Below are 2,693 nucleotides of genomic sequence, written 5' to 3' on the forward strand. Positions count from 1 at the left end.
CGGTTACATAAGGCGCTTCAGCTGTATGGGCCGGAATTTTTTTATTTCAGAATCAATCCGTTGTCTGGCAGCTCGCGCGACGCCCTAAGAAAACCTCTAAAAATAGCGTATTCATGTGACAATGGCGTGAAATTTGCGCATTGATCTTTCGTGCTGATGGGGGTAGAACTGAAATGTGGTTGCGCATTTTGTGACCATTGTTTTCTTTCCACCAGTTCCACCATACCTGAATGAGGGAAATGAGGCATGAAGAGACAGAAACGAGACCGCCTGGAACGGGCACACTCACGTGGTTATCAGGCAGGCATTACCGGGCGCTCAAAAGAAATGTGCCCTTATCAAATGATTGAGGCTCGGTCTCACTGGTTGGGAGGTTGGCGAAAAGCCATGGAGGACAGGTCGGTCAGCGCCGGGGCGACGATGGCGTAAACGCCTGGTCAGAAAAGGGATAAACCTCCGCGGCAGCGGAGGTTTTTTATTGCAGAAGATTAGAACGCGGTGGTGTCTTTAAACAGGCCCACTTTCAAATCGCTGGCGGTATAGATCACATGGCCATCCACCAGCACTTCGCCGTCCGCTACGCCCATCACCAGTTTGCGGTTAATGACGCGTTTGAAATGAATGCGGTAGGTCACTTTTTTCGCCGTCGGCAGTACCTGACCGGTAAATTTCACTTCGCCTACGCCCAGCGCGCGGCCTTTGCCTTCAGCGCCCAGCCAACCCAGATAGAAGCCTACCAGCTGCCACATCGCATCCAGACCCAGACAGCCCGGCATGACCGGATCGCCAATAAAGTGACAGGCGAAGAACCAGAGGTCAGGATTGATATCCAGTTCAGCTTCGACATAACCTTTATTAAAGTTACCGCCTTCTTCGCTCATTTTGACCACGCGGTCCATCATCAGCATATTGCCAGACGGCAGCGGCGGGCCTTCAGCGCCAAACAGTTCACCGCGACCAGAGGCAATGAGATCTTCTTTTGTATAGGATTCGCGTTTTTCTACCATGTTTCAATAAGCCTTTTTCTAGTGAATCACGAAGGTTAGCTAACAGGTGTAAGCTGAACAACTCCGATCAGCTGTGGTTAAACCAGTTTAGCCAACGCAGAGGCCAGGGGCGCTGACGCGCTTCCTGCTGATTAAATTCTGTGATGCGGTCCTGAATAGTTTGCAGCAGGCAGGGCGCATTCTCTTTTTTCCACTCGACGCCGGTCAGCAGCGGCAGCGCTTCGTCAACCTCATTGACGGCCCAGATATGGAACTGACCGTCGCGCACGGCATCGACAACCTCCTGCTGCAAACAGAGATGACGTACATTGGCTGCCGGAATAATCACGCCCTGATGACCCGTCAGACCACGCTGCTGGCAAACCTCGAAAAATCCTTCGATTTTTTCATTCAGTCCGCCTACTGGCTGAATATGACCAAACTGATCGACCGACCCGGTCACGGCGATCTGCTGATTGACAGGCTGTTCCGCCAGGGCGCTGATCAACGCGCAAAGTTCGGCAAGCGAGGCGCTGTCGCCGTCAACTTCCGAATAGGATTGTTCAAAAACCAGCGAGGCGGAGAAAGGCAGTTGCTGATCGAGTTCGAGTTCAGCGATCAGAAACGCCTGCATGATCATCATGCCCTTAGCGTGAATATTGCCGCCCAGTTCAGCCTTGCGCTCAACGTCGGTAAACTCGCCGTCGCCGACGTGCACTACGCAGCTGATGCGTGAAGGTTCGCCAAACGCGCGTGGATGACCAGGGAATTCAATCACTGACAGACCGTTAATCTGTCCGACCACCGCGCCTTCGGTGTCGATCAGGATCTGATCGAGCAGTATTTCGTCACGCATCTGCTCTGGCAGATAGTTTTCCCGCCAGCTGCGGGCGTCGAGCGCCGCCTGCAGCGCTTCCGCGTCGAGTTTTTCGCCATACTGCGCCGCCTCGCGCAGCTGTCTTCCAAGCCAGGCGGGGCAGAGCGGCAGCATATCCTGATCGCCGCTGTAGCGCGCCGATTCGCGCAGCAGGAGCGGCCAGAAATCGGCCTCGATAGCGGGCAGCGCCGCCTGACGCGACAGCGCCGTGACCCAGCGGCACCACAGCGCCATATCTTCCTGGTCTTCCACTCGCAGGCTTTCTTCATACTCGCTGTAAATAGCCAGCGACGTCAGCTCAGGCTCCATTTCCTGGAAGTCGGCCATCGCTTCGCGATCGCCGCAAAGCACCAGCTTGAGCTGCATCGGCATTGAGGGAATGGCGACGGGCAGCGGACGCGTTTCATCAGGCGACAGCCAGTCGAAACGGCGCTGCATCACGATCTGCTTCAGACGGAGCCACATCAGCGGTTGCGCCAGCACGGCGCGCAGCGAAAGCAGAAGAACGCCGCCGTTGGCGCGATGAATCAGGCCCGGTTGCAGACTAATGCGCTGTGCGAACAGCCGCACGCAGCCAAACAGCTGCTCAGGTTCGATCCAGTCGGCAAACTGCACTTCGCCGCAGCTGGCAAATGGCTCATCTGAGCTTTGCGCAGGTTGCCAGCTAATCTGATCGTCATTTATCAGATAGTTACCGCCGTAAAGTGCTTTCTTCTTCCCTCTGTTATGCTGTAATGTCTGCGCCAGCAACGACAGATTTTCACTGTTTTCAGCACAGCGAATCAGCATCAGTGGAAAAGGCGCGCTGCTGCGCTGCAGCAGGTTTGCTG

General features: G+C 55.2%; 3 protein-coding genes. 1 reads left to right on the plus strand and 2 read right to left on the minus strand.

Translation table 11 applies throughout. The features are described from left to right. Nucleotides 1-246 precede the first annotated feature (246 nt). Nucleotides 247-429, plus strand: a complete 183-nt coding sequence (gene rmf / locus MYY08_RS13985) for a ribosome modulation factor (protein ID WP_288014614.1) — start codon at nucleotides 247-249, stop codon at nucleotides 427-429. 59 nt (nucleotides 430-488) lie between these two features. On the opposite strand, the gene fabA is transcribed toward rmf, so the two are convergent. Further along, nucleotides 489-1,007, minus strand: coding sequence for a bifunctional 3-hydroxydecanoyl-ACP dehydratase/trans-2-decenoyl-ACP isomerase (fabA, locus tag MYY08_RS13990; RefSeq protein WP_190296699.1), 519 nt, complete (start codon nucleotides 1,005-1,007; stop codon nucleotides 489-491). Nucleotides 1,008-1,074: 67 nt separating this feature from the next. After that, on the minus strand, nucleotides 1,075-2,693 hold a 1,619-nt coding region (locus MYY08_RS13995; protein WP_288014616.1), incomplete at its 5' end, for an AAA family ATPase.

Origin of the sequence: Mixta sp., from assembly GCF_024610815.1 — a bacterium.
GTDB classification, from domain to species: Bacteria; Pseudomonadota; Gammaproteobacteria; order Enterobacterales; family Enterobacteriaceae; genus Mixta; species Mixta calida.